General features: G+C 68.9%; 19 protein-coding genes. 10 read left to right on the forward strand and 9 right to left on the reverse strand.

The window, feature by feature from the left end; all coding sequences use genetic code 11:
• Positions 1-338: 338 nt before the first annotated feature.
• The 4 genes from PL79_RS20065 to PL79_RS20080 all read left to right on the forward strand — a co-directional run bounded on the left by PL79_RS20065 (position 339) and on the right by PL79_RS20080 (position 4424).
• Positions 339-1433 carry a polyamine ABC transporter substrate-binding protein gene (locus PL79_RS20065; protein WP_044848266.1) on the forward strand — a complete coding sequence of 365 codons (1095 nt, stop codon included), beginning with the start codon at positions 339-341 and terminating at the stop codon, positions 1431-1433.
• 86 nt (positions 1434-1519) lie between these two features.
• Positions 1520-2680: an ABC transporter ATP-binding protein gene (locus PL79_RS20070; RefSeq protein ID WP_044848265.1), complete on the forward strand. Its 1161-nt coding sequence runs from the start codon at positions 1520-1522 to the stop codon at positions 2678-2680.
• A complete protein-coding gene (locus tag PL79_RS20075; RefSeq protein WP_044848264.1) occupies positions 2677-3606 on the forward strand; it encodes an ABC transporter permease subunit in 930 nt (309 codons plus the stop codon). Before PL79_RS20070 ends, PL79_RS20075 begins: the two co-directional genes overlap by 4 nt.
• Complete coding sequence (locus tag PL79_RS20080) at positions 3603-4424, forward strand: ABC transporter permease subunit (protein WP_044848263.1); 822 nt, start codon at positions 3603-3605, stop codon at positions 4422-4424. Before PL79_RS20075 ends, PL79_RS20080 begins: the two co-directional genes overlap by 4 nt.
• Positions 4425-4520: 96 nt before the next feature.
• Here the strand turns inward: PL79_RS20080 and PL79_RS20085 are convergent, their stop codons facing one another.
• Genes PL79_RS20085 through PL79_RS20095 form a run of 3 tightly spaced genes read right to left on the reverse strand, consistent with a single transcriptional unit; the run spans position 4521 to position 7938 of the window.
• Positions 4521-5327, reverse strand: a complete 807-nt coding sequence (locus tag PL79_RS20085) for a sulfite exporter TauE/SafE family protein (RefSeq protein ID WP_044848262.1) — start codon at positions 5325-5327, stop codon at positions 4521-4523.
• A gap of 18 nt (positions 5328-5345) precedes the next feature.
• Positions 5346-7025, reverse strand: coding sequence for a bifunctional protein tyrosine phosphatase family protein/NAD(P)/FAD-dependent oxidoreductase (locus tag PL79_RS20090; protein ID WP_044848261.1), 1680 nt, complete (start codon positions 7023-7025; stop codon positions 5346-5348).
• A 28-nt stretch (positions 7026-7053) separates the two neighbouring features.
• A complete protein-coding gene (locus PL79_RS20095; RefSeq protein ID WP_044848260.1) occupies positions 7054-7938 on the reverse strand; it encodes an MBL fold metallo-hydrolase in 885 nt (294 codons plus the stop codon).
• 249 nt (positions 7939-8187) lie between these two features.
• On the opposite strand from PL79_RS20095, the gene PL79_RS20100 reads away from it, so the two are divergent.
• Complete coding sequence (locus tag PL79_RS20100) at positions 8188-9585, forward strand: sigma-54 interaction domain-containing protein (protein ID WP_044848259.1); 1398 nt, start codon at positions 8188-8190, stop codon at positions 9583-9585.
• 55 nt (positions 9586-9640) lie between these two features.
• Here the strand turns inward: PL79_RS20100 and PL79_RS20105 are convergent, their stop codons facing one another.
• From PL79_RS20105 to PL79_RS20120, 4 genes are all read right to left on the reverse strand, one after another.
• Positions 9641-10669, reverse strand: a complete 1029-nt coding sequence (locus PL79_RS20105; protein WP_044848258.1) for a MerR family transcriptional regulator — start codon at positions 10667-10669, stop codon at positions 9641-9643.
• 127 nt (positions 10670-10796) lie between these two features.
• Positions 10797-12404 (reverse strand): efflux transporter outer membrane subunit, encoded by a 1608-nt coding sequence (locus PL79_RS20110; RefSeq protein ID WP_044848257.1) that lies wholly within the window; start codon positions 12402-12404, stop codon positions 10797-10799.
• Between the two features lie 2 nt (positions 12405-12406).
• Positions 12407-15556, reverse strand: a complete 3150-nt coding sequence (locus tag PL79_RS20115) for an efflux RND transporter permease subunit (RefSeq protein WP_044848256.1) — start codon at positions 15554-15556, stop codon at positions 12407-12409.
• The gene (locus PL79_RS20120) at positions 15553-16662 is read right to left on the reverse strand and encodes an efflux RND transporter periplasmic adaptor subunit (protein ID WP_044848255.1); all 1110 of its coding nucleotides are present in this window, start codon (positions 16660-16662) and stop codon (positions 15553-15555) included. The genes PL79_RS20115 and PL79_RS20120 overlap by 4 nt, the downstream gene beginning before the upstream one ends.
• A 191-nt stretch (positions 16663-16853) precedes the next feature.
• On the opposite strand from PL79_RS20120, the gene PL79_RS20125 reads away from it, so the two are divergent.
• Complete coding sequence (locus PL79_RS20125) at positions 16854-17474, forward strand: TetR/AcrR family transcriptional regulator (RefSeq protein ID WP_044848254.1); 621 nt, start codon at positions 16854-16856, stop codon at positions 17472-17474.
• Between the two features lie 97 nt (positions 17475-17571).
• On the opposite strand, the gene PL79_RS20130 is transcribed toward PL79_RS20125, so the two are convergent.
• Entirely contained in the window at positions 17572-19305 is a 1734-nt protein-coding gene (locus PL79_RS20130) for a ClcB-like voltage-gated chloride channel protein (RefSeq protein WP_207671177.1), read from the reverse strand.
• Between the two features lie 115 nt (positions 19306-19420).
• Positions 19421-20497, reverse strand: coding sequence for a YeiH family protein (locus PL79_RS20140; RefSeq protein ID WP_044848252.1), 1077 nt, complete (start codon positions 20495-20497; stop codon positions 19421-19423).
• Between the two features lie 111 nt (positions 20498-20608).
• On the opposite strand from PL79_RS20140, the gene PL79_RS20145 reads away from it, so the two are divergent.
• The 4 genes from PL79_RS20145 to PL79_RS20160 all read left to right on the forward strand — a co-directional run bounded on the left by PL79_RS20145 (position 20609) and on the right by PL79_RS20160 (position 24896).
• Entirely contained in the window at positions 20609-21502 is an 894-nt protein-coding gene (locus PL79_RS20145; RefSeq protein ID WP_044848251.1) for a LysR family transcriptional regulator, read from the forward strand.
• A gap of 162 nt (positions 21503-21664) precedes the next feature.
• Positions 21665-22429, forward strand: a complete 765-nt coding sequence (locus PL79_RS20150) for a TIM barrel protein (RefSeq protein WP_044848250.1) — start codon at positions 21665-21667, stop codon at positions 22427-22429.
• A 28-nt stretch (positions 22430-22457) separates the two neighbouring features.
• Positions 22458-23450 (forward strand): sugar kinase, encoded by a 993-nt coding sequence (locus PL79_RS20155; RefSeq protein ID WP_044848249.1) that lies wholly within the window; start codon positions 22458-22460, stop codon positions 23448-23450.
• A 165-nt stretch (positions 23451-23615) separates the two neighbouring features.
• Entirely contained in the window at positions 23616-24896 is a 1281-nt protein-coding gene (locus PL79_RS20160) for an MFS transporter (RefSeq protein WP_044848248.1), read from the forward strand.
• Positions 24897-24900 lie beyond the last annotated feature (4 nt).

A 24900-nucleotide genomic window follows, 5' to 3' on the forward strand; every position in this document is an offset into this window, starting at 1 on the left:
AGGTCATCAAGCGTCGAGCTTACGGGTACCGCGACGACGAATACTTCTTCCTCAAGATTCGCGCCGCGTTCCCCGGTAATCCTCGATGAACCTTTCTTTTCCCGATGGACAGACGCCGATTACCCGATAGAATTCCCCCGGAACGCCCCGCTGCGCGGGCCGCCCGAGCGGCCGGCGGCGGGAATCTGTTCCGTTTGCGCGACACGGGCATGATTTTTTTGTGACGGAGCGCGAATGGTGGTAGCGTTCGGGGTTTTCGAGGGGCGGCGTGCCGGAACGCGCCGCCATGACGAGGCAGACGGCAGCCGGACAAGCGGTCCGGCCGGAGGGAGAACGGGATGAAAGCAAACGTAGTGGGCCGGTTCGCAGCGCTCGCGCTGTGCGTGGGTGCATCGGCGGCGGCGGCGAAGGATACGCAGCTCAATGTCTATAACTGGTCGGACTACATTGCGAAGGACACGATCCCGAACTTCGAGAAGCAGGCGGGCATCAAGGTCCGCTACGACAATTACGACAGCGACGACACGCTGCAGGCGAAGCTGCTGACGGGCAGCTCGGGCTACGACATCGTCGTGCCGACCAGCAACTACGCGGGCAAGCAGATCGCCGCCGGCATCTTCACGCCGCTCGACAAGTCGAAGCTGCCGAACCTCAAGTACCTCGATCCGCAACTGATGGCGCTCGTCGCCGGCGCGGACCCGGGCAACAAGTATTCGGTGCCCTGGGCGTACGGCACGACCGGTCTCGCCTACAACCTGACGAAGGCGCAGCAGGCGCTCGGCAAGGTCCCGCTCGACAACTGGGACATCCTGTTCAAGCCGGAAAACATCTCGAAGCTGAAGACCTGCGGCGTGTCGGTGCTCGACGCGCCGGACCAGATGTTCGCGGCGGCGCTGCACTACATCGGCAAGGATCCGATGAGCACGAACCCGGCCGACTACAAGGCCGCGATGGAGGTGCTGAAGAAGATCCGCCCGTACATCACGCAGTTCAACTCGTCGGGCTACATCAACGATCTGGTCGGCGGCGACATCTGCTTCGCGTTCGGCTGGTCGGGCGACGTCGTGATCGCGAAGCATCGCGCGATCGAGGCGAAGAAGCCGTACAAGGTCGAGTACTACATTCCGAAGGGCGGCGCGCCGGTGTGGTTCGACGTGATGGCGATCCCGAAGGACGCGAAGAACAAGGACGCCGCGCTGCAGTGGATCAACTACATCGAGGATCCGAAGGTGCACGCGGCGATCACGAACGCCGTGTACTACCCGAGCGCGAACGCCGAGTCGCGCAAGTACGTGCGGCCCGACGTCGCGAGCGATCCGGCCGTCTATCCGCCGGCCGACGTCGTGAAGACGCTGTTCCTGCTCAAGCCGCTGCCGCCTGAAATCCAGCGTCTGCAGACGCGTCTGTGGACCGAGCTGAAATCGGGCCGCTGAAGCGAGCCGGAGTCAGCCAGCAGTCATGAAGCCCCTGGTGTCCCCGGGGGCTTTGTTCGTCAAACGCAGGAGAGAAGCAGCACATCATGAATAGCCAGTCGGGTGCGCCGGTCGCGGGCGCACCGTCCTTCGTTCCTTCGTCCGGCGCCGATACGCGCGCCGAGAATTTTGTCCAGATCGTCGACGTCGTCAAGAAATTCGGCGACACCGAAGTGGTGCGCAACGTGAACCTGACGGTGCGCCAGGGCGAGCTGTTCGCGCTGCTCGGCAGCTCGGGTTCCGGAAAGTCGACGCTGCTGCGCATGCTGGCGGGCCTCGAGACGGTCACGTCGGGCAAGATCCTGATCGACGGCGAGGACCTCGCACAGATGCCGCCGTACAAGCGGCCCGTGAACATGATGTTCCAGTCGTATGCGCTGTTCCCGCACATGTCGGTCGAATCGAACGTCGCCTACGGCCTGAAGCAGGAAGGCACGCCGAAGGCGGAGCTGAAGGAGCGCGTCGCCGCGGCGCTCGAGCTCGTGCAGATGAGCAAGTACGCGAAGCGCAAGCCGCACCAGCTGTCGGGCGGCCAGCAGCAGCGCGTCGCGCTCGCGCGTTCGCTCGTCAAGCGCCCGAAGGTGCTGCTGCTCGACGAGCCGATGTCGGCGCTCGACAAGCAGATCCGCCAGCGCACGCAGATCGAGCTCGTCAACATCCTGAACAAGGTCGGCGTCACCTGCATCATGGTCACGCACGACCAGGAAGAGGCGATGACGATGGCGAACCGGCTCGCCGTGATGAGCGAAGGGCAGATCGTGCAGATCGGCTCGCCGAACGAAGTCTACGAATATCCGAACAGCCGCTTCTCGGCCGAGTTCATCGGCTCGACCAACCTGTTCGAAGGCGTCACCGTCGAGGACGAACCCGATTACGTGTACATCGAATCGCCGGAGCTGCCGAGCCGGCTGTACGTGAGCCACGGGATCACGGGCCCGCTCGGGATGCCGGTCACGGTGTCGGTGCGCCCCGAGCGGATCGCGCTCACCCGCAAGCCGCCCGAAGGCGCGTTCAACTGGGCGCACGGGAAGATCACCAACGTCGCGTACATGGGCGGCTATTCGCTGTATCACGTGAAGCTCGACGCGGGCAAGACGGTGATCGCGAACGTGTCGAGCCTCGCGATCTCCGAGCTCGACACGCCGGCGCTCGGCGACGAGATCTACGTGCGCTGGAGCGCGACGGCCGGCGTGGTGCTGACGTCATGAGCACGCTCAAGTCCCTGCTCGCATGGCCGGTGCGACGCTTCAACCTGACCGGCGGCTCGGCGGTCGTCGCGGGGCCGTACACGTGGCTCGTGCTGTTCTTCCTGGTGCCGTTCGTGCTGGTCGTGAAGATCAGCTTCGCGGAGCTGCAGCTCGGCATCCCGCCGTATACGGAACTCGCGTCGTACGCGGACGGCGTGGTGCACATCGCGCTGAACCTGTCGCACTACGCGTTCCTGCTCACCGACAGCCTGTATTTCGCGACCTACGTGAATTCGGTGGTGGTCGCGGCGATCACGACGCTGCTGTGCCTGCTGATCGGTTATCCGATGGCGTACTACATCGCGCGTTCGAACCCGGCGACCCGCAACCTGCTGATGATGGGCGTGATGCTGCCGTTCTGGACGTCGTTCCTGATCCGCGTGTACGCGTGGATCGGGATCCTGAAGAACAACGGGCTCCTGAACAACTTCCTGATGTGGATCGGCCTGACCCATACGCCGATCGAGCTGTACCGCACGAACTACGCGGTGTACATCGGGATGGTGTATTCGTACCTGCCGTTCCTCGTGATGCCGCTGTACGCGCATCTCGTGAAGATGGACCTGCGCCTGCTCGAAGCCGCGTACGATCTCGGTGCGAAGCCGTGGAAGGCGTTCGTGCAGATCACGCTGCCGCTGTCGAAGAACGGGATCATCGCGGGCTGCCTGCTGGTGTTCATTCCGGCGGTCGGCGAGTACGTGATTCCGGAACTGCTCGGCGGCGCGAACACGCTGATGATCGGCCGCGTGATGTGGAACGAGTTCTTCAACAACGCAGACTGGCCGATGGCGTCGGCCGTGACCTGCGCGATGGTGCTGCTGCTGCTCGTGCCGATGGCGATGTTCCAGCACTTCCAGGCGAAGGAGCAGGAGGGCCGCCGTCGATGAAGCCGAATCGTTACCTGCACTTCGCGGCGCTGTTCGCCGGCTTCGCGTTCCTGTACATCCCGATCATCAGCCTGATCGTCTATTCGTTCAACGAGTCGAAGCTCGTCACCGTGTGGTCGGGCTTCTCGTTCCGCTGGTACTCGGCGCTCGCGGAGGACGACGAGCTGCTGACGGCCGCGTGGCTGTCGCTGAAGATCGGCGTGCTGACCGCGTTCGCGTCGGTGTTCATCGGCACGTGGGCCGGCTTCGTGCTCGCGCGGATGGGGCGCTTTCGCGGCTTTGCGCTGTTCAGCGGAATGATCAACGCGCCGCTGGTGATCCCCGAGGTGATCCAGGGGATCTCGCTGCTGCTGCTGTTCATCGAGCTCGCGAAGTGGATCGGCTGGCCCGCCGAGCGCGGCGTGTTCACGATCTGGCTGGGCCACGTGATGCTGTGCATCTCGTACGTCGCGATCATCGTGCAGTCGCGCGTGCGCGAGCTGAACCCGTCGCTGGAGGAAGCCGCACTCGATCTCGGCGCGACGCCGCTGAAGGTGTTCTTCACGATCACGCTGCCGCTGATCTCGCAGGCGCTGATCGCGGGCTGGCTGCTGTCGTTCACGCTGTCGATCGACGACCTCGTGCTGTCGGCGTTCCTGTCGGGCCCCGGCTCGACGACGCTGCCGCTCGTCGTGTTCTCGCGCGTGCGCCTCGGCCTGAACCCGGAGATGAACGCGCTCGCGACGCTGTTCATCGTCGCGGTGACGGCGGGTGTCGTGATCGCGAACTTCGTGATGCTGCGCCAGGAACGCAAGCGGATGGCCGCGTTCGCCGCCTGACGCGCTCGCGCACAGGTTGCCGACGCAACGAACGACGCCCGGTGCCGACGACGAGTCGGCCCGGGCGTTTTGTCTGGTGTGCGAGCCGCGTGCGGCTTATGCGCCGAACGCCGCCTTCGCGAGCAACCCGAGCGCGACGCACACGAGCACCGCAGCGAAGCCGGCCTGCACGTGCCGCGCGGACAGGTGCCGGGACGCACTGCGGCCGATCGCCATCCCGATTGCCGTCGCGACCGTGAACCACAGCGTCATGTCGAGCGGCGCGCGCGTGCCCGACACGAGCGTCGCGAACACGCCGCCGGTGCCGACCAGTGCGATCACCATCAGCGACGTCGCGACCACGCCGTGCATCGACACGTTCGTGAACTTGCGCAGCATCGGCACGATCACGAAACCGCCGCCGACACCGAGCAAGCCCGTCATCAGCCCCGTCACTGCGCCGGTCGACGCGAGCGCGAGCCCGACCGGCCACGACCAGACGAGCCGGCCCGTGTCGGGATTCACGCGGCCGACGCACAGCGGCGACGCGTCCGCGTCGCCGGGCGCATGACGCAGCGCCTGCCGCAGCAGGCGGCCCGCGACGACCAGCATCGTCAGCGCGAACAGCGCCAGCAGCACGCGTTGCGGCAGCACGTGCGCGAGCTTCACGCCGAGCGTCGTGAGCGGCACGCCGGCGACGGCCATCAGCAACGCCGCGCGATAGCGCACGAGCCCGCGGCGAAACCCTTCGAGCGCGCCGAGCGCGGCGCTGCCCGCGACCGCGACGAGCGCGACGGGCGTGGCCTGCTGCATCGGCCAGCCCATCCCGACGACGAGCGCGGGCACCGCGAGAATGCCGCCGCCCGCGCCGGTGAGGCCGAGCACGGCGCCGACGAGACTGCCGAGTACGAGGGAAATCAGCATGGTGTCATCGGATTCCGGTCAACGTGCGATCGCGGGCTTCGCGAGCCATTCGCGGCCCTTGAGCATCGCCTTCCAGTAGAGCGGTGGCAGCACGCGCTCCTTGAGCAGCCACGCGAGCCGCGACGGGCGCCGGCCGTCGATCAGCCACGCGGGGAAGGTCGGCGCGACCTTGCCGCCGTACAGGAATTCCGCGAGCACGATCTTGCCGCGCTCGACGGTGAGCGGGCACGAGCCGTAGCCGTCGTACGCGGCGTCGCCGCGCGCGCGGCCCAGCGACGCGAGCACGTTGTGCGCGACCACGGGCGCCTGCTTGCGGGCCGCGGCGGCGGTTTTCGCATTGGTCGTGTTGGTGACGTCGCCGAGCGCGAAGATGTCCGCGAACTGCTTGTGCCGCAGCGTCGCCGGATCGACGTCGATCCAGCCGGCCGCGTCGGCGAGCGGGCTCGCGCGCACGAAATCGGGCGCCTTCTGCGGCGGCACGACGTGGATCATGTCGAACGGGCGCTCGACGGTTTCCGTGCCGCCGTCGGGCAGCGCGCGCCGGAACGTCGCGCGCCGCGCCGGCCCGTCGATCGCGACGAGGTTGTGGCCGAACGACAGCGCGATGTCGTAGCGTTTCACGTACTCCATCAGCGCGGGCACGTAGTCGGCGACCCCGAACAGCGCGCCGCCCGCGTTCAGGAACTCGACGTTCGCGGCACCGAGGCGGCCCGCGCGCCGCCAGTGATCGCACGACAGGTACATCGCCTTTTGCGGGGCGCCCGCGCACTTGATCGGCATCGGCGGCTGCGTGAACAGCGCATTGCCGCCGCGGAACGCCTGCACCAGTTCCCACGTGTACGGCGCGAGATCGTAGCGATAGTTCGACGTGACGCCGTTGCGGCCGAGCGTTTGAGCGAGGCCGTCGATCGCGTGCCAGTCGAGCTTGAGGCCCGGGCACACGACCAGCTTGAGGTAGCCGATGCGCCGGCAGCCGTCGAGCACCACCGTGTGCGTGTCGGGCTCGAAGCCGGCGACGGCGGCCCGGATCCATTTCACGCCGCGCGGCAGCAGGTCGACGATCGGGCGCGCGGTCGTGTCGGGCCGGAATACCCCCGCGCCGACCATCGTCCAGCCCGGCTGGTAGTAGTGCGTATCGGCCGGGTCGATCACCGCGATATCGAGCGATGCGTCGCGTGCCAGCAGGCTCGACGCGACCGCGACGCCGGCCGCACCCGCGCCGACGATCACGATGTCGTGCCGCGCGTCGACGGCCGGCGCGGCCTGGCGGCCGTCTTGCGCGAGATCTCGCATGAGACGCGGTGCGAGCGCGCCGAGGTCGTAGCCGGCCGTGGCGGCGATCGCGACGATGTCGCCGGCAGGACGCCGGCCTGCCTGCGACAGCGCCCACAGCGTCGCCGAACGCGTGCCGCTGCGGCAGTACGCGAGTACCGGGCCGGCGAGCGACGCGACGAGCGTGCCGAACTGCGCGGCCTGGTCGTCGGTGACCTTGCCGGTGTCGACGGGCAGGTAGTGCACGGCGATGCCGAGCGGCGCGGCGGCGGCGCGGATCTCGGCGACGGTCGGCTGGTCGGCGCCTTCGCCGTCCGGGCGGTTGCAGACGATCGTGCGGATGCCGGCCGCGTGCAGTGCGGGCAGGTCGGTCGCGGCGATCTGGGGCGAGACCGACAGCAGGTCGGTCAGCGGGCGGATGGTCATGTCGGGGTTCTCCGGTCGGGGCGGCGGCTCAGATCGCGTCGAGCGGGATCTTCAGGTAGCGCACGCCATTGTTTTCGGGCTCGGGCAGGTGGCCGGCCCGCATGTTGACCTGCACCGACGGCAGCATCAGCACGGGCATGTCGAGCGTCGCGTCGCGCGCGGTGCGCATGGCGACGAAATCGTCCTCGGTCACGCCGTCCTTCACGTGCACGTTCGCGCGACGCTGTTCGGCCACCGTCGTCACGAACTGCACGTCGCGGCCGCCCGGCTGATAGTCGTGGCACAGATACAGGCGCGTGTCGGGCGGCAGGGCGAGCACGCGCGCGATCGAACGGTACAGCGTGCGCGCGTCGCCGCCCGGGAAGTCGCAGCGGGCGGTGCCGTAGTCGGGCATGAACAGCGTGTCGCCGACGAACGCCGCGCGCTGCGTCGCGTCGTCGACGCAGTAGGTCAGGCACGCCGGCGTATGGCCCGGCGTGTGCAGCGCGCGGATCGTCAGCGCGCCGAGCGCGAGCGTGTCGCCGTCGTCGAGCAGGCGGTCGAACTGGCGGCCGTCCTGCGCGAAGCCGGGGCCGGCGTTGAACAGCGTGCCGAATACATGCTGCACGCGGCGCACGTGCGAGCCGATCGCGATCTGTCCGCCGACATGCGCCTTCAGGTACGGCGCGGCCGACAGATGGTCGGCATGCACGTGCGTTTCCAGCAGCCAGTGGACGGTCGCGCCGAGTTCGGCGACGCGCGCGATCAGCCGGTCGGCGCTGGCGGTGTGCGTGCGGCCGGATTTCGGGTCGTAGTCGAGCACGCTGTCGATCAGCGCGCACGCGCGGCTTTCGGTGTCGAGCAGCAGATAGCTGACGGTGTGGGTCGCCGGGTCGAAAAAGCCTTCGACCGACAGCTGGGGGGCATGGCTCACGGGATGTCCTCGATCGGGTTCTGCGTCTGCAATCGGACATCCCATGTTCAAGAAGCATGCCAATTCGCGCCGCGCTGCCGGGTGGTGTGGCAGGTAATTGATTCGGCTCGGATTTTTGGCGTGGCCGCGGTGTGTCGCAGGCACCGGCGACGGGGTGCCGTCGACGTCGACTGCCATATCTGGCAGTGTCGTGGCAGAATTGGCAGTCCGCCTGGCAGTCCATCCCCTCATCCGTTTCCGAGCCTCCCGATGAATCCGCACGACACCATTCCGATCGTTCCCGCGCCGTCGCGCGACGTCATGCCCGACGTGCGCGCGCTCGTCGCGTATCTGGAACAGGATCCGCAGCCGATGATCGTCGTCGATCCCGACTACCGCATCCTCGCCGCGAACGATGCGTATCGGCGCCAGTTCGGCGTGGCGGGCGTCGAGCACGTCGGCCGGCACTGCTTCCAGGTTTCGCATCATTACGACGTGCCGTGCGACCAGGCGGGCGAGCATTGCCCGATGAAGCAGGCGCGCGAGTCGCGCAGCCTGAACCGCGTGCTGCACATACACCATACGCCGCGCGGCCCCGAGCACGTCGACGTGGAGTTGCGGCCGATCTTCGATGCGCGCGGCGACGTGATCGCCTACGTCGAGCGGCTGACGACGGTGCGCAGCGCGTCGGCGCAGCCGAGCGCGGAAGGGCTCGTCGGCGGCGCCGACGCGTTCAATGCGGCGCTCGGCGCGCTGCAGCGCGTCGCGCCGTCGATGCTGCCCGTGCTGCTGCTCGGCGAATCGGGTACCGGCAAGGAACTGTTCGCGCGGGCGCTGCACGAGGCGAGCGAGCGTGCGATGGGGCCGTTCGTGGTGGTCGACTGTTCGGGCATCGCCGAGACGCTGTTCGAGAGCGAACTGTTCGGCTACGAGAAGGGCGCGTTTACCGGCGCGAACCAGCGCAAGCCGGGCCTCGTCGAGACCGCGCAGGGCGGCACGCTGTTTCTCGACGAGATCGGCGACGTGCCGCTGCCGATGCAGGTGAAGCTGCTGCGGCTGATCGAGTCGGGGACGTTCCGGCGCGTCGGCGGCGTCGAGGCGCTGCGCGCGGATTTCCGGCTCGTCGCGGCGACCCACAAGCCGCTGCGCGAGATGATCGACGACGGCCGGTTCCGCCAGGACCTGTACTACCGGATCAACGCGTTCCCGATTCCGCTGCCTGCGCTGCGCGAGCGGCGTGGCGACGTCGCGCTGCTGGCCGAGTCGATCCTGCGGCGCATCGCGAACGCGCGCGCCGGCGCGGGCGACGCGAGCGCGCGGCCGTTCGCGGCCCGGCCGTTCGTGCTGACCGAGCGCGCGCGCGCGTGCCTCGACGCGTATGCATGGCCGGGCAACATCCGGGAGCTGCGCAACGTGCTCGAGCGCGCGTGCCTGTTTGCGGACGACGGCACGATTCGCGTCGAGCATCTGCCGGCCGAGCTGGTCGCGGCGTCGGCGACGCCCCCGGCGCGTGCGGCGGACGCGCGCGGCGTGTCGGACGCGGAGCTCGTGCGGCTTGCGGGCACGTTCGACGGTACGCGCAAGCAACTGGCCGAGCACGTCGGGATGAGCGAGCGCACGCTGTACCGGCGGATGAAGGCCCTCGGGCTCGGGGTGCGCGACCGGTGAGCGAAGGTGGCGGGCGGCGCGCGCAACGGTCACGCGCCGCCTGGCCGTCATGCGCTCAACGCGCCGGCGCAAGCTGCGCCATCGCCTCGCGCATGAAGCCGAGCAGCGTGTCGTCGACCCATGAGTCCTTCGTCAGCGCCGGCTCGGTCATCATCGCCTTGCGGAATTTCGCGTGCGTGGCCGGGTCGTTGCCCGCGTAGCTGCGGAACAGGTCGAGCCAGCGTTGCGCGAGCGCGCGGCCTTCCGGCGAATCGGGCTGCGCGCCCGCATCGATCGCGTCGCGCACATCGCCCATCAGTTGCGGCCATTCCATCGAGCGTTCACCGAAGTGCGCCCGCATGAAGCGGATCTCGTCCGGCGCGAGATACTTCTCGAAGATCCGCATCTTCGTTTCCGCGGACGCGCGCAGCACATAGTCGCGCAGCACGGTCGAGATGCCGAGTTTCGACTGCATCGACGGTTCGCGCTCGTGCATCAGGTTGAGCTTCGCCAGCAGCCGCGGATCGTTGTTCGTGTCGCGCACGAGCAGCGCCATCCAGCGGCCGGCAAGCGCGCGAGCGCGCTCGTCCTCCGGCGGCACGCCCGCGTCGTGCAGCGCACGCACGTCGGCGACGAGCGCCGTCCATTCCGCGTCGCCGGCCTGGCTCTTGCGATACATCGGCAGGCGCGCGAGTTCATCCTCGGAAAAGTATTTGTCGTACACGGTCATCAACTCCAGTGTGGTGAGCCAATCGGCCAGCTCCGGCTCCGTGCCCGCGGCGAGCTGCGCGTGCAGGTGCACGAGCCGCTCGCGCAGCTGCGCGGTCTGCGCGAGCTGGTGGTCGAGCGACGCGATCTGCCTCGCGACGAGCGCGACGAGCGGGGTGCCGGGCCGGTTCAGGTAGTCGCCGATTTCGGCGAGCGACAGTCCGAAGCGACGCAGGGCCTGGATCTGGTGGAGCCGGGCGATGTCGTCGCGGTCGTACAGCCGGTAGCCGTTGTCGGCACGCGCCGAAGGCGTCAGGAGGCCGATCGCGTGATAGTGATGAAGCGTGCGGACGGTCAGGCCGCTGCGTTTCGCCAGTTCTCCCACTTTCAGCCGCATGATGTCCTCCGTTCGGTGCGCACACTGGAGTCTCGAACGTTACGCTACGTGAGGGTCAAGCGGAAGATCGCGGATCGGCGCGCGGGGGTGATCCCGCGCGCCCGACGCAAACGGCGCGCTCTTGCGGTTATTGCGGTGACGGCGGCGCGTCGGGCGTGGCCGCGCGCGCGTGGGCGGTGGGGGCGATTCGAGCCGCGTTGCCGATGTCGCCGGCCGGGTCGGCCTTTGCAGCCTTTTCGGCTTTTTCAGCCTTGCCGGCTTGGCCGGCCGGGTCGACCGGCGGCGTGCCCATCGCCTGATAGAGCCGCGCGGTATCCGCGAAGCGTGCGCCGGTCGCGCGGATCTCGTCGAGCCGCGCGTTGCGGTACTGCAGCTCGCTTGCTCGCGCGGCCGACGGCGGCAGCGCGCCGAGCCGAACGCGGGCGGCCGCGTCGTCGTACGCGCCGCGCGCGGACAGCGCGGCCCTCGACGACGCATCGAGTGCCTGAGCGTCGTGCTCGAGCGCGGCGAGCGAATCCGCGACGTTCTGGAAGGCAGCGAGCACGGTCTGCTTGTACTGGTCGACCGCCGCCTCGTAGGTCGCCTTCGCCGCACGGCGCTGCGCGAGCAGCGCGCCGCCGTGGAACAGCGGCTGGCTCAGCGACGCACCGACGTTCCAGATCGAACCGGCGCCCGACAGCATCGCCGGCCAGCTGAAACCGCCTTTGCCCATCGCCGCCGACAGCGACAACTGCGGGAACAGCTGCGCGGTCGCGAGGCCGACTTCGGCGGCGGCCGCCTTCAGCCCCGCGTCGGCGGCCTGGATGTCGGGGCGGCTTTGCAGCAGGTCCGACGGCACGACCACCGGCACTTGCGCGGGCAGGTGCAGGTCGGCGAGCGTGAGATCGGCGGGCGGCCGGTCGGGCGTGCGGCCGATCAGCACGGCCAGCGCATGGCGCGCCGAGTCGCGCTGCTGGCGCAGCGCGGGCAGGCTCGCGGCGAAGGTGTCCGCGCTTTGCTGCGCGTTCAGTGCGTCGCTGCGCGACGCCGAGCCGAGCGCGTAGCGGCGTTGCGCGTCGTGCGCCTGGTCGTTCGCGAGCGCGACGAGCCGTTCGGTCGTGGCGATCTGCGCGTCGAGCACCGACACCGTGATCGATGCGGTGACGATGTTCGCGGCGAGTGCCCGGCGTGCCGATTCGAGCTGGAACGCGCTGACGTCGACGCGTTTCGCAAGCGCCCGGTTCGCGAAGCGCGATACGCCGAACAGGTCGACCGTATAGCTCGCCTGCAGTTGTCCGACGAACGTGTCGTACAGCAACGTCGGCGCGCCGAGCGCGGGGATCGGCACGCCGAGCGCACGCTGGCGCGTGGCCTGGCCGCCGGCGTCGATCGACGGCAGCATCGAGCTGCCGATCTGCCCGCGCAACTGCTCGCGCGCGGCATCCAGCGAGTGCGCGGCGGCGCTGAGCGTCGGGCTGTTGCGCAGCCCTTCGTCGACGAGTGCGTTCAGCGCATCCGAGCGGTACTGCGTCCACCAGTCGGGCACGGGCTGCGCGCCGACGTCGAACTGCTGCGCGACGCCTTGCGCGGCGACGGTCTGCGGCACTTGCGGCGCGGCGCCGTAATGCGCGGGCGACGGCATCGCGGGCGGCTCGCCGCTCGGCGCGAACCATGCGCAGCCGGCGAGCGGGCCGGCGAGGCTCGCGGCCGCGAGCATCCGCGCGGCGTTCGTTTTCAGGTTCATCGACAGTTCCATGGTCAGGCTCCCGACGGCGCGGCGGGCGTGCCGCCGTCGTGCGGCGGGGCGTCGCGCGGGTCGCGTTCGTCGCGCTTCACGCGGAACCACGCGGCGTACAGCGCGGGCAGGTAGAACAGCGTCAGCACGGTCGCGCTCGTGATGCCGCCCATCAGCGCGGTCGCCATCGGCCCGAAGAAGTTCGAGCGCAACAGCGGGATCAGCGCGAGCACGGCGGCCGCGGCCGTCAGCGTGATCGGGCGGAAGCGCCGCACGGTCGCGCCGACGATCGCGTCGAAGCGTCCGTGGCCGGCCGCGATGTCCTGCTCGATCTGGTCGACGAGAATCACCGAGTTGCGCATGATGATCCCGAACATCGCGATCACGCCGAGCATCGCGACGAAGCCGAACGGCTGGCCGAACAGCAGCAGCGTGCCGACCACGCCGATCAGGCCGAGCGGGGCGGTCAGCACGACCATCAGCACGCGGGAGAAACTCTGCAGCTGGATCATCAGCAGCGTGAACACGGCGATCGCCATCAGCGGCATCTGCGCGTTGATCGACGTCTGCGCCTTCGCACTTTCCTCGACCGACCCGCCGATGTTGATCTGGTAGCCGACCGGCAGTTGCGCGCGCAACGCATTCAGCTTGCCGTCGATCGCATGCGTGACGTCGATGCCCTGTGCGCCGGCGCGGACGTCGGACTGCACGGTGATGGTCGGCTGGCGGTCGCGTTCCCACACGACGCCGTATTCGAGCGTCGGCGTGAAGCGGCCGAGCGAACCGAGCGGCACGGGGCCGTTCGGCGTCGGCATCGCGAGGCCCGCGAGTTGCGCGGGATCGACGCGATCGGCACGCGGCGCACGCAGGTCGACCGCGATCAGCTTGTCGCGTTCGCGGTATTGCGTGACGGTCGTGCCGGACAGCGTCATCGCGAGGAAGCTCGACACGTCCTGCGACGTGACGTTCAGCTCGCGCGCCTTCTTCTGGTCGAGCTCGAAGCGCACCGAGCGCTCGGCCGGCTCGTCCCAGTCGAACTGCACGTTCACCGTGCGCGCGTCGCCGCGCATCGTCGCCGCGACCTTCTCGGCGATCGCGCGCACCGTCGCGATGTCGTCGCCGCTCACGCGGAACTGCACGGGGTAGCCGACGGGCGGCCCGTTCTCGAGCCGCGACAGGCGCCAGCGCACGGCCGGGAAGCGGTCGCGCAGCGTGGTCTCGAGCCAGGCCGCGAGCTTTTCGCGATCCTCGACGGATTTCGCGGTGACGACGAACTGCGCGAAGTTCGGCAACTGCAGCTGCTGGTCGAGCGGCAGGTAGAAGCGCGGCGCGCCGCTGCCGACGAAATTCACCGAATGGTCGATCTCGGGCCGCTTGTCGAGCACCTTCTCGAGGCGTTCGGTCTCGCGCAGCGTCGCCGCGAACGACGCGCCTTCGGGCAGCCGCAGGTCGATCAGCAGCTCGGGGCGATCGGAGCTCGGGAAGAATTGCTGCGGCACGAGCGAGAAGCCCGCCAGCGCGACCACGAACAGCGCGCCGGTGATCAGCAGCACGACGAAGCGCCGCTCGATGCACCAGTCGATCCAGCCGCGCAAGCGCGTGTAGAAGCGCGTGTCGTAGATGTCGTGCTCGTGATCGTCCGGCAGGTGCGCTTCGTGCGCGTGCTTCTTGCGTTCGGGCAGCAGGTGGAAGCCCAGCAGCGGGATCAGCACGACGGCCGCGAACCACGACGCGATCAGCGCGATCGCCGACACCTCGAAGATCGAGCGCGTGTACTCGCCGGTACTCGATTTCGCGAGCGCGATCGGCAGGAAGCCCGACACGGTGACGAGCGTGCCCGTCAGCATCGGGAACGCGGTGCTCGTGTACGCGAACGCGGCGGCGCGCGCGCGGCTGTAGCCCTGCTCGAGCTTCACGGCCATCATCTCGACCGCGATGATCGCGTCGTCGACGAGCAGCCCGAGCGCGAGCACGAGCGTGCCGAGCGACACCTTGTGCAGCCCGATGTCGAACAGGTACATGAACAGGGCCGTGACGGCGAGCACGACCGGAATCGAGATCACGACGACCATCCCGGTGCGCAGGCCGAGCGACACGAGGCTCACGACCAGCACGATCGCGACCGCTTCGGCGACGGCTTCGAGGAAGTCGTCGACCGAATGCGCGACCGCATGCGGCATGCTCGACACCAGCGTCAGCTTGAGGCCGGCCGGCAGCCGCGCCTGCAGATCCTTCGATTCGGCGTCGAGCGCCTTGCCGAGCCGGATCACGTCGCCGCCCGGCTGCATCGTCACGCCGATGCCGAGCACGGCGTGACCGTTCGCACGCATCTGCGTGACGGCCGGATCGTCGTAGCCGCGCTTCACGGTGGCGAGATCGCCGAGCCGGAACGTGCGGCCGTTGATGCGGATCAGCGTGTCGGCGATCGTGGCGACGTTGTCGAACTGGCCGCTCGGCCGCACGAATACGCGGTCGTCGGCGGTCGTCAGCACGCCGGCCGACGAGATGTCGTTCTGCGCGTTGATCGCCTGCCCGAGTTGCTGAGGGGAGATGCCGAGGCGCGTGAGCTGCGCATTGTTCACTTCGATGAAGATGCGCTGGTCGGGATCGCCGAAATAGTCGACCTTGCCGACGCCGGGCACGCGCAGCAGCACGGTGCGCAACTGGTCCGCATAGTCGTGGAGCTGCGCGGGCGTGAAGCCGTCGCCTTCGAGCGTCCAGATGTTGGTGTAGACGTCGCCGAACTCGTCGTTGAAGAACGGGCCCTGCACGCCGGGCGGCAGCGTATGGCCGATGTCGCCGACCTTCTTGCGGATCTGGTACCAGGTCTCGGGCACGTCCTGCACGGGCGCCGAGTCCTTCATCGTGAAGAAGATCAGCGATTCGCCGGGCCGCGAATAGCTGCGCAGGAAGTCGATGGCCGGCGTTTCCTGCAGCTTGCGGCCGATCCGGTCGGTCACCTGTTCCTGTACCTGACGCGCGCTCGCACCGGGCCAGAACGTGCGGATCACCATCACGCGGAACGTGAACGGCGGGTCTTCGGATTGCGCGAGCCGCGTGTACGCGAGGATGCCCGCGAGCGTCGCGAGCGCGATCAGGTAGACGACCAGCGCCTGGTGGCGCAGCGCCCATGCCGACAGGTTGAAGCGGCCTTCTTCGCGGGGGCTGCTCATGACGCGAAGTCCTCCGCGTGCAGCGGGGCGACCGGCCGCACCTTCTCGCCCGCGCTGACCGTATGCACGCCTTGCAGCACGACGCGCTCGCCCGGCTGCAGCCCGCTCGACACGGTGACGGTGCGTTCGTTGAAGCGCGCGACGTCGACGCGGCGCAGCTCGAGCGTGTCGTCCTTCGCGCGCACGACCCACAGGGCCGGATGCGGGCCGTCGTGGAACAGCGCGGTCGCGGGCAGCGTGATGCTCGGCGCGTTGCCGGCAACCGGCGCGCCGTCGAACGCGACGTTCGCGGTCATCCCGAGACGCACGGCCGGATCGGGCGCGGCGAGCGTGAGCTTCACACGCCAGGTGCGGCTTTGCGGATCGGCGGCCGGCGCGATTTCGCGCACCTTCGCGGCGAACTGGCGGCCCGGCAGCGACGGCAGCGTGATGCTCGCCGCGTGACCGGGCGCGAGCGATGCGAGCGCGGCCTCGGGCACGTCGCTGACGACGTCGATGTCGCCCGACCACGCGAGCTGGTAGACGGCCTGGCCGGCCGATACGTTCTGGCCGGTGTCGGCCTGCTCGGCGGTGATGGTGCCGGCGTGATCGGAGACGAGCGTCGCATAGCGGAGCTGGTTCTTCGCGAGCGCGAGCTGCTGCTGCGCCTGGTCGCGCTGCGCGAGCGCGGACGTGTAGCTGTTCTCGGTCTGCTCCAGCTGCGCCGTTGCGATCAGGTTCTCGCGCGCCTGCGCGCGATCGCGATCGCGCTGCTGCTTCGCGAACGCGAGGCTGTGCGACGCGGCATCGAGTTGCGCCTGCGCGCTCGCGACGTTCTTCTCGACGTCGGACGGATCGAGCAGCGCGACGACCTGGCCGGCCTTGACGGTATCGCCGAGCCGCACCTTGCGCTCGACGATCTTGCCCGCGATGCGGAACGACAGCGGCGTCGCATAACGTGGCTGGATCTCGCCGGGCAGCGTGGCGGCGGCCGCGGCGCCGTCGGCGCGCGCGGGCAGCGCGACGACCGGGCGCGGCGCGGGCGGCGCGGCTTCCTTCGGATGACAGGCGGCGAGGACGAGCGCGGTGCCGATCAGCAGCACGGCGCGGGAACCGGAGCGATTCACGAAACCCCCAGATGAGGTGAGAGCGGAACGAGGCCGGCAAGCGCGGCGGGCGCTTGCCCCGAGTGGCGCCAGTCCGGCGCACACGAACACAGCCGAACGAGGTCGTTCGGAAACTGCGGTGGATTCTAATACACGGCTGTATCTGAATGCAAAAATGAATCTGAAAGGAAGTTGATGCTAGACTGCGCGCCATGAAACCTCAGCGCTTAACTCGCGAGCAGAGCAGGGACCAGACGCGCGAACGTCTGCTGACTGCCGCGCACCGGATTTTTATGAAGAAAGGCTTTGTCGCGGCGAGCGTCGAGGACATCGCCGCGGCGGCCGGCTACACGCGCGGCGCGTTCTACTCGAACTTCCGCAGCAAGTCGGAGCTGCTGCTCGAATTGCTCGAGCGCGACCACGATTCGGTGCGGGCCGATTTCGAGGCGATCTTCGAGATTGGCGGGTCGCGCGAGCAGATGGAGTCGATGGCGCTCGCGTACTACCGGACGTTGTTTCACGACGACGAATATTCGCTGCTGTGGGGCGAGGCGAAACTGCAGGCGGCGCGCGACGCGAAGTTCCGCGTGCGCTTCAACCAGTTCCTGCATGGCAAGCGGCTGCAGATGGCCGAATTCATCCAGCGCTTCGCCGAGCGCGCGGGCACGCCGCTGCTGCTGCCGGCCGAGACGCTCGCGTTCGGATTGATGTGCCTGTGCGACGGCGTGCAGTCGTACTACACGGCCGACCCGCAGCACGTGTCGGCCGACGTGGCCGAATCGGTGCTCGCGGGGTTCTTCGCACGGGTCGTGCTGGGGCGCGCGCCGGACTGAACGGCCGGGCGCCGATGCGGGCGGCCAGACGGTTGGCCGGCCGGCGCGGCGACCGACAAGGCCGCGACGCCACATCGGGCGCCGCGCACCGGCGCCGTCACCGCTCGCCGGTCATCCGCCGGTACGCGTCGAGCAGCGACGTCTTGTAGACGACGCCCGCGAGCGTCGGCTCGGCTTCGCTTTCGATCACCGGCAGCCGTTCGCCCTGGAACGCCATGAAGCGTTCGAGCGCGGTCGCGAGCGGCATGTCGGGCGTGAGCAGCGGAAACGGCGTATGCGTGTAGTGCGCGGCCGTCTTGTCGGTCGTGTCGCGCTTGTCGAGCAGGTCGGACGTGATGTCCTTCAGCGCGACCGCGCCGCGGAAGCGCCCGGCGTCGTCGGTCACGTACAGATACTTCACCGGATATTCGAGAAACACGCGCGTCATGTCGGCGACGCTCGCGGTGAGCGGCACGATCGTCTGCGCGGGCTGGATCAGCTCGCGCATCTGGGTGGTGCGCAGCCGCAGCCGTTCCTGTGCGTCCTGGTGATGGTGCAGCGTGATCTCGTACATCGACGTCGTGCCGGTCGCGCGCGCGACGAAATACGCGAACACGCACGACACCAGCAGCGGCAGCACGACCTGGTAGCTCAGCGTCATCTCGAAGATCATCAGGATCGCCATCAGCGGCGCCTGCGTGGCGCCGGCCAGGAACGCGCCCATCCCGACCATCGCATACGCGAAGTACGCGGACGTGTGGCCGGGCCACAGCGCGTGCATCGCGAGCCCGAACAGCGAACCGAACACGGCGCCGACGAACAGCGTCGGCGTAAACACGCCGCCGACCGCGCCGGAGCCTGCGGTCGCGGCGGTCGCGATCACCTTGAACACCAGCACCGCGACGAGCGCCTGCCAGGTCCACGGCGCATGCAGGATGTGGTTCACGACGCTGTAGCCGTTGCCCCACACGTCCGGAATCCACACCGAGATCACGCCGACCACGAGGCCGCCGAGCGCGAGCCGCACCGGCAGCGGCACGGGCAGCCGCTTGAACTGGTTCTTGGACGCATCGAGCAGGTGCAGGAACTGCGGTGCGAGCACGCCGCACAGCGCGCCGAGCACGACGAACAGCAGCACTTCGGCGCCCGTCACGGCCGGGAACACCGGCATCTCGTACGGCGGCCGGTAGCCGGCGAATTCCCGCATCACGATGTTCGCGACGACGGACGCGACGACCATCGGCCCGAAGCTCTCCATCGCGATCGTGCCGAGCACGATTTCGGAGACGAAGAACGCGCCGGCGATCGGCGCGTTGTACGCGGACGTGATCCCGGCCGCGGCGCCGCACGCGACGAGCAGGCGCAGGCGCGGCGGGTCGAAGTGCACGAAGCGGCCGACCAGCGACGCGGCGAGCGCTGCGAGTTGCACCATCGGGCCTTCGCGGCCGATCGAGCCGCCGCTGCCGATCGTCAGCAGCGACGACACGCTGCGCCACAGACTCTGCCGTACCGGCACGACACCGTCGCCGAGCGCGACGGCTTCCATGTAGTCGGTGTTGCCGGATTTTCGGTCGCCGCGCGTCGCGAGCAACAGCACGCAGCCGGCGAGGAAGCCGCCCGCGGCCGGCATCCAGAAGCGCACGTACCACGGCAGGCTTTTCGCCATCTCCACGAAGCTGCCGCTGTGCCCCGAGATCAGGCGCTGCATCAGGTCGATGCCTTCGCGGAACGCCATGGTGGCGAAGGCGCCGCCGACGCCGACGACGGCCGACCAGATCAGCATCGTATGGGCGTCCGACAGGCGGAACAGCGTCTGGGCGCGAGTGCGCAGCTTCAGCAGGAACGAGAGCACGGCTGAAAGAGGGTGATGAAGAGGACGAAGGAAAACGACGCGAAGCATAGCACTGCGCCGCGCCCGCGGGACCTTCCCGTCGGGCGCGGCGCGTGTCGCGGCGTGGCTGCGCGGCTCAGCCAAGCCAGTGCTGTACCGCCCAGGTGATCGCGTAGCCGCCGGCGATCAGCCACACGTACAGGATCAGGCCGGTGGTCAAGGCGCGCGGGCCGGCCTCGCGGATCTGCGACACGCGGGTCTCGATGCCGAGCGCGGTCATTGCCATCGTCAGCGCGAAGGTGTCGAGCAGGTTCAGCGTGTGCGTGACGTCGGCGGGCAGCACGTTCAGCGAATTGACGATCACGAAGCCGAGGAAGCCGAGCGCGAACCACGGCACCGCCACCTTGCGCTTGCCTTGCGCGTCTTCAGCGGTCGCATCGGCCGAGCGCGCGGAGCGGGCGAGCCACCAGCCGAGCGTGAGCAGCACCGGCACCAGAAGCATCACGCGGGTCATCTTCACGATGGTCGCGACGCGCGTGACCTCCGGACTGATGTCGCTCGCCGCGCCGACCACCTGCGCGACCTCGTGGATCGTGCCGCCGAAGAACAGGCCGAGGCCGGTCGGGTCGAGGTTGAGCAGGCCGGCGTGATACGCGAACGGGTACAGGAACATCGACAGCGTGCCGAACAGCACCACGCTGCCCACGGCCATCGCGCTCTGGTGCGGCTTCGACTGCAGCGTCGACTCGAACGCGAGCACGGCGGCCGCACCGCAGATCGCGCTGCCGGCGGCGGTCAGGAGCGCCGCGTCGCGATCGAGCTTCATCACCTTCATGCCGACCCAGGTGCCGATCGCAAGCGTGCTGACGACGACCAGCACCGACACCGTCAGGCCCGGCAGGCCGACCTGCGCGATTTCCTGCAGGCTCACGCGCAGGCCGAAGAACGCGACCGCGATGCGCAGCAGCTTGCGCGCGGAAAAGTTGACGCCGGCCGCCCAGCTCGCGGGCATGCCGTCGCGCAGCGCGTTGCCGTACAGCGCACCGGCGACGATGCCGACGATCAGCGGCGACAGGCCGAGCCCGGCGACTGCCGGCAGTTGCGACAGGCTGGTGACGGCGGCGGCGAACAGCGCGACGAACAGCACGCCGTTCAACTGGCCGCGCAGCGACGGCGCGGCGTGGCTTAGATGGGGAGTCGGAGCAGTGGACATGGGGCACCGTGATCAAGCAGGTTGCGATGGTCTAATCCTAATTTGGTTATATCGATATGAAAAATTGTGATTTGTGACGTAAACTATCCGGGAAGCCGATAATTCATCCTCATGACCCCGGATCAACTGATAACGTTCGCGGCCGTCGCCGAACATCTGAACATCAGCCGCGCTGCCGTGGCGCTGCATCTGTCGCAGCCGGCCGTGTCGGGCCAGCTGCGCCTGCTGCAGGACGAGTTCGGCGAGCCGCTGTACCAGCGTGACGGCCGCGGCATCCGCCTGACGCCGGTCGGCGAGCAGCTCGCGCAGTACGCGAAGGCCCAGCGCGACACGTTCGCGCAGGCGCGCGCGTTTCGCGACGCGGTGCGCGGGCTCGACGCCGGCACGTTGCGGATCGGCGCGAGCACGACGCCGGCCAGCTACCTGCTGCCGTACCTGATCGCGGCGTTCCAGCCGCGCGTGCCGCGGGTGGCGATCCACACGATGAGCGGCAACACGGCCGACGTGGTCGCCGCGCTGGCATCGCTCGACATTGCGATGATCGAAGGGCCGCCCGGCGAGGCGCTGCCGCCCGGCACCGCCGTGCACGCATGGCACGAGGACGAGATCGTCGCGGTCGTGCCGGCCGGGCATGCGCTCGCCGCGCCCGAGTACGCAGCCGGCGTCACGCTCGAGGCACTCGCCGTGCATCCGCTCGTGCTGCGCGAGGAGGGCTCGGGCGTGCGGCAACTCGTGGAACGCGCGTTCGCGCACGGCGGCGCGCCGATGCGTGTCGCGTTCGAGATCGCCGGTGTCGAGGCCGTGAAGGAGGCCGTGCGCGCGGGGATGGGCGTCGGCTTCGTGTCCGCGATGTCGCTGCGTCACGAGGATGCGGCGCTCGTGCCGCGCTCGCTCGCCCCCGCGCCGCTCACACGTCATTTCTCGATCCTGGTGCCGCACGGCGCGGCGCCGTCGCGCGTGGCCGCCCAGTTCCTCGAAACGAGCCTCGCGCACGACGCCGGGTAGGCGCCCGAAGCCGGTCCTGGAGCGCCGGATGTCCCTGCGCCCGCGCACGCTCGTGCGGCGGCCGTCCTTAGGGATTTCCTCTATGGCGTGCGTCCGGGGCGAAGCGCACCATCCGTCTCAAGCAAATGGAACCGGTTCCATTCCGGAAAAAAAAGGGCAGACATGGCAGACATCGTGATCGTGGCGAGCGCATTCGGGATGGACCGCGTGCGTCAGGAGGGCCACCGTGCATTCATCGCGACCGCGGCGGCATCCGGTGCGACCGGCTTCGAGGTGCGGCGCGAACTGTTCGCATCGGACGACGACGCGACGCCCGGCGCGCTGGCCGAGCTCGGCACGGCACTCGCCGCGCAAGGGCTGTGGTCGGTCTATTCGACGCCGGCCACGCTGTACACGGAAACCGGTGCGCTCGACGCCGACGCGCTGCGCGACACGCTCGTCGAAGCCGACGCGCTCGGCGCGCGCTTCGTCAAGTTCCAGCTCGGCGGCTTCGCCGGCGACGCGCACGCCGCCGAGATCGTCGCGCTGTCGCGCGGCGCGCGTGCCCGCGTGGTGGTCGAGAACGGGCAGTTGCCGGTGGGCGGCGCGCTCGCGCAATTCAGCGGGCTGTTCGCGGCGCTGGCCGAGGCGGGCGCGCCCGACGCGCTCGGCATGACGTTCGACATCGGCAACTGGCAGTGGCCGGGCGAAGCGCCGCTCGCGTGCGCGCACGCACTCGCGCCGCATGTGGAATACATTCATTGCAAGGCAGTCGCTGGCGAGGGCGCGCGCCGTTTCGCGGTGGCGCCGGCGCCGGGCGACACGCTCGTGACTGGCGTGCTCGCGGCCCTGCCGCAAGCGGCGCCGCGCGGCATCGAATTCCCGTTCGATGCGGCCGACCTGGCGGGCGATGCCGGCCGGCGCGTCGCGTGGCTCGCCGCCGCGTGACGCTCGAAGGATACGGAGGAATGCACTCATGAAGGCAGCACTCGATGTCGTGACCTACGGCGAGGCGATGGCGATGTTCGTCGCCGCCGAGCCCGGCCACCTCGCGCACGCCGCGCAATTCACGAAACGGATCGCGGGCGCGGACCTGAATGTCGCGATCGGCCTGTCGCGGCTCGGCTTCCGGGTCGGCTGGATGAGCCGGGTGGGCCGCGATTCGTTCGGCGGCTACGTGCTCGACACGCTCGCGCGCGAAGGCATCGACGCGTCGTGCGTGACCGTCGATCCGCGCTATCCGACCGGCTTCCAGCTGAAGTCGCGCAACGACGACGGCAGCGACCCGACCGTCGAATATTTCCGCAAGGGCTCGGCCGCGAGCCACCTGTCGTGCGACGACTACGTGGCCGACTACGTGCTCGGCGCACGGCACCTGCATTTGACGGGCGTCGCACCTGCGATCTCCGCGACGTCGTGCGAGCTTGCGTTCCGGCTGGCGCGCGAGATGCGTGCGGCCGGCAAGACGATCTCGTTCGATCCGAACCTGCGCCCGACGCTGTGGCCGTCCGCCGACGTGATGGCGAAGACGCTGAACGCGCTCGCGTCGCTCGCCGACTGGGTGCTGCCCGGGCTCGCCGAAGGGCAGCAGCTCACCGGGCACGACACGCCGGCCGACATCGCGGGCTTCTACCTGGCACAGGGCGCGCGCGGCGTGGTGATCAAGCTGGGCGCCGACGGCGCGTACTTCCGCACGGCCGACGGCCGCGAGGGCACGGTGGCGGGCGAGCGTGTCGCGAACGTGGTTGACACGGTCGGCGCCGGCGACGGCTTCGCGGTCGGCGTGGTCAGCGCGCTGCTGGAAGGCCGCTCCGTCGAGCAGGCGGTCGCGCGCGGCAATCGCATCGGGGCGCTCGCGATCCAGGTGATCGGCGATTCGGAAGGCTTGCCGACCCGCGCGGCGCTCGATCGGCTCGAAAACGTCAGCAATCGCGCCGATCGCCTAGAGGAAACCGTCACCGCGCAATGAGAGGCCGGACACGGCACAATCCGCGGACCCAATTCGTGCTTCGTGCACGGTTTTGCATGAGGCCGGAGCAGGCGCCATCGCGCCGACGCCGGTCGATTCCCGAAAGGACGGGAGCGGAGCCGGGCGCTTGACCCGCCCACTCCGATCACCCAAGGAGACACTCTGATGGCAGCCAATCTCGCAGCACGACGCTGGTGGACGATCATGCCGATCGTGTTCATCACCTACAGCCTCGCTTACCTCGACCGCGCGAACTACGGGTTCGCTGCAGCCGCCGGCATCAACCAGGACCTCGGGATCAGCAAGGGCCTGTCGTCGCTGATCGGCGCGCTGTTCTTCCTCGGCTACTTCTTCTTCCAGATTCCCGGCGCGATCTATGCGGAGCGCCGCAGCGTCAAGAAGCTCGTGTTCGCCAGCCTCGTGCTGTGGGGCGCGTGCGCGGCGCTCACGGGGGTGGTCACCAACATTCCGTCGCTGATGGCGATCCGCTTCGTGCTCGGCGTGGTCGAGGCGGCGGTGATGCCGGCGATGCTGATCTACATCAGCAACTGGTTCACGAAGAACGAGCGCTCGCGCGCGAACACGTTCCTGATTCTCGGCAACCCGGTCACGGTGCTGTGGATGTCGATCGTGTCGGGCTATCTCGTGCACGAATTCGGCTGGCGCCACATGTTCATCGCCGAAGGCGTGCCGGCCATCATCTGGGCCGTATGCTGGTGGTTCCTCGTGCAGGACAAGCCGGCCGATTCGCCGTGGCTCACCGCGCAGGAAAAGCGCGACCTCGACGCCGCGCTCGCGGCCGAACAGGCGGCGATCAAGCCCGTGCGCAACTACGGCGAGGCGTTCCGCTCGCCGGCCGTGATCAAGCTGTGCGCGCAGTATTTCTGCTGGAGCATCGGCGTGTACGGCTTCGTGCTGTGGCTGCCGTCGATCGTCAAGAACGGCTCCGAGCTCGGGATGGTCGCGACCGGCTGGCTGTCGGCGCTGCCGTACCTCGCGGCGACGATCGCGATGCTGGTCGCGTCGTGGGCGTCCGACAAGGTCGGCTCGCGCCGCGGCTTCGTGTGGCCGTTCCTGCTGGTCGGCGCGGCCGCGTTCGCCGCGTCGTATGCGCTCGGCTCGTCGCATTTCTGGATCTCGTATGCGCTGCTGGTCGTCGCGGGCGCCGCGATGTACGCGCCGTACGGCCCGTTCTTCGCGATCGTGCCGGAACTGCTGCCGAGGAACGTCGCCGGCGGCGCGATGGCGCTGATCAACAGCATGGGCGCGCTCGGCTCGTTCGTCGGCTCGTATTTCGTCGGCTACCTGAACGGGGCGACCGGGTCGCCCGTCGCATCGTATGCGTTCATGAGCGTCGCGCTCGTCGCCGCGGTGATCCTCACGCTGTCCGTCAAACCCCAGGCGCGCGATGCGCACCCGCTCGCGACGCCACTGCAAGGAAAATGAAAAC

This window comes from Burkholderia sp. USMB20 (assembly GCF_000949135.2).
GTDB lineage: Bacteria > Pseudomonadota > Gammaproteobacteria > Burkholderiales > Burkholderiaceae > Burkholderia.

Bases quoted from the DNA above. Each gene is read 5' to 3' on its own strand.
- PL79_RS20105 (WP_044848258.1), bottom strand. From the start codon at position 10,669: ATGCGGCTGAAAGTGGGAGAACTGGCGAAACGCAGCGGCCTGACCGTC.
- PL79_RS20125 (WP_044848254.1), top strand. From the start codon at position 16,854: ATGAAACCTCAGCGCTTAACTCGCGAGCAGAGCAGGGACCAGACGCGC.
- PL79_RS20150 (WP_044848250.1), top strand. From the start codon at position 21,665: ATGGCAGACATCGTGATCGTGGCGAGCGCATTCGGGATGGACCGCGTG.
- PL79_RS20145 (WP_044848251.1), top strand. From the start codon at position 20,609: ATGACCCCGGATCAACTGATAACGTTCGCGGCCGTCGCCGAACATCTG.
- PL79_RS20070 (WP_044848265.1), top strand. From the start codon at position 1,520: ATGAATAGCCAGTCGGGTGCGCCGGTCGCGGGCGCACCGTCCTTCGTT.
- PL79_RS20155 (WP_044848249.1), top strand. From the start codon at position 22,458: ATGAAGGCAGCACTCGATGTCGTGACCTACGGCGAGGCGATGGCGATG.
- PL79_RS20075 (WP_044848264.1), top strand. From the start codon at position 2,677: ATGAGCACGCTCAAGTCCCTGCTCGCATGGCCGGTGCGACGCTTCAAC.
- PL79_RS20115 (WP_044848256.1), bottom strand. From the start codon at position 15,556: ATGAGCAGCCCCCGCGAAGAAGGCCGCTTCAACCTGTCGGCATGGGCG.
- PL79_RS20080 (WP_044848263.1), top strand. From the start codon at position 3,603: ATGAAGCCGAATCGTTACCTGCACTTCGCGGCGCTGTTCGCCGGCTTC.
- PL79_RS20160 (WP_044848248.1), top strand. From the start codon at position 23,616: ATGGCAGCCAATCTCGCAGCACGACGCTGGTGGACGATCATGCCGATC.
- PL79_RS20140 (WP_044848252.1), bottom strand. From the start codon at position 20,497: ATGTCCACTGCTCCGACTCCCCATCTAAGCCACGCCGCGCCGTCGCTG.
- PL79_RS20100 (WP_044848259.1), top strand. From the start codon at position 8,188: ATGAATCCGCACGACACCATTCCGATCGTTCCCGCGCCGTCGCGCGAC.
- PL79_RS20065 (WP_044848266.1), top strand. From the start codon at position 339: ATGAAAGCAAACGTAGTGGGCCGGTTCGCAGCGCTCGCGCTGTGCGTG.
- PL79_RS20110 (WP_044848257.1), bottom strand. From the start codon at position 12,404: ATGGAACTGTCGATGAACCTGAAAACGAACGCCGCGCGGATGCTCGCG.
- PL79_RS20085 (WP_044848262.1), bottom strand. From the start codon at position 5,327: ATGCTGATTTCCCTCGTACTCGGCAGTCTCGTCGGCGCCGTGCTCGGC.
- PL79_RS20090 (WP_044848261.1), bottom strand. From the start codon at position 7,025: ATGACCATCCGCCCGCTGACCGACCTGCTGTCGGTCTCGCCCCAGATC.